This window comes from Streptomyces sp. NPDC056987, assembly GCF_042673865.1.
Taxonomy (GTDB): domain Bacteria; phylum Actinomycetota; class Actinomycetes; order Streptomycetales; family Streptomycetaceae; genus Streptomyces.
Genome location: NZ_JBHURV010000094.1, coordinates 1 through 1,589, shown reverse-complemented (window position 1 = coordinate 1,589; position 1,589 = coordinate 1). Strand labels below are relative to the sequence as shown.

The 1,589-nt window shown below is 66.5% G+C and carries 1 protein-coding gene; it reads left to right on the top strand.

The genetic code is table 11. The features are described from left to right. Nucleotides 1-139 precede the first annotated feature (139 nt). The gene (locus ACFTZC_RS41940; RefSeq protein WP_382899365.1) at nucleotides 140-1,579 is read left to right on the top strand and encodes an NF041680 family putative transposase; all 1,440 of its coding nucleotides are present in this window, start codon (nucleotides 140-142) and stop codon (nucleotides 1,577-1,579) included. The last annotated feature ends 10 nt before the right edge of the window (nucleotides 1,580-1,589 follow it).

Here is a 1,589-nt window from a genome sequence, read left to right as displayed (position 1 = left end):
AGCTTGGCGTTTATCGCCTGTGGTCGAACATGGCCTCGAACTTGCTGGCGCTTTCGGCTGAGTGCCTGACGCGAGAACGGCCTTCGTTCGATCCTGTGCTCCGTCACAGAGGCACTTGACCAGTACGAAGGTCGTCGCGATGAGTCTGCTGCAGCGGGATGTCCCGCAGGATGCATTTGCTGAACTCGCGTGTTTCCGAACGGAGTTCTATGCCTGTCTGACCCAGCGCCCCGACGCCCTGTTCGAGCTGAGTGACGCCTTGTTGTGTTCCGACGGCCCGGTGAGGACGTTGGTCGAGCTGTCCCTGGCGCCTGAGCATCAGCGTGGGCATGGTGCGTTGTACGGCGGGCTGAACCACGGGCATCTGGATCTGTCTCGGCTGCGCAGGGCGCTGGTGGGGCTGCCGCTTCCCCGGACAGCAGAGGGGCGGCTGGTCCTGGCGGTCGATGTGAGCAACTGGCTGCGGCCAGATGCGAATACCAGCCCGGACCGGCTGTTCTGTCACACGTACGGTCGGGGCAGGGGCTCGGCCCAGATGATCCCCGGGTGGCCCTATTCCTTCGTTGCCGCTCTGGAGCCGGGGCGGACATCGTGGACTGCCATGCTGGACGTGGTCCGGTTGTCTCCGTGGGATGACGCGATCGCCGTGACCGCAGCCCAGGTCAGGGACGTTTTCCAGAGGCTGTATGTGGCAGGCCAGTGGCAGGTCGGTGACCCGCCCGTCCTGGTCGTCGTCGATGCCGGCTATGACGTGACCCGCCTGGCTTTCCTGCTCGCGGACCTGCCTGTTGAGCTGCTGGGCCGGATGCGTTCGGACCGTGTCCTGTACTTCCCGCCCCCGCCGCAGCCGGCGGGCAAACGCGGGCGCAAGCCCAAGCGCGGGGCGGAGTTCGCGTTCGAGGCTGCGGCAACTCAGCCGGTCCCGTCCGTCACCACGGTCACCGACACCACCCACTACGGGAAGGCCGTAGCCACTGCCTGGGACCGTCTGCACCCGCTGCTGGTCCGGCGCTCGGCCTGGGCCGACCACCCTGAAGGAGAGCTGCCGGTCATCGAAGGCACCGTCATCCGTCTTCAGGTCGACCACCTCCGTGGAGACCGCAGTCCCAGGCCGGTCTGGCTGTGGTGGTCGGCCACCGCCGCTACTGCTGGGGATGTGGATCGGCTCTGGCAGGCATTCCTGCGCAGATTCGATCTCGAGCACACCTTCAGGATGTTCAAGCAGACGTTGGGGTGGACCGCTCCCAAACTCCGCGAGCCGGCCGCCGCCGACCGCTGGACCTGGCTCGTCATTGCCGCCCACACTCAACTCCGCCTTGCCCGGCCCCTCGCAGAAGACCTCCGCAAGCCCTGGGAGCGGCCCGCACGCCAAGGGCGCCTCACACCCGCGCGTGTCCGCCGAGGATTTCGCCGCCTCCACGGGAAAACCCCTCAGCCGGCCAGCGCACCGAAACCCAGCACCGCAGGCCCCGGTCGGCCAACCGGCATGAAAAACAAGCACCGTGCACGCGAGCACCCCGTCGGAAAACAGGACAGACCGAACCTCGCGGCAGTCATCACAAGCAGCAAAGCTGCATAAACTCCAAGCT

What these genes read in the sequence shown, in the direction of transcription:
- ACFTZC_RS41940 (WP_382899365.1), top strand. Translation starts at nt 140, where the DNA reads ATGAGTCTGCTGCAGCGGGATGTCCCGCAGGATGCATTTGCTGAACTC.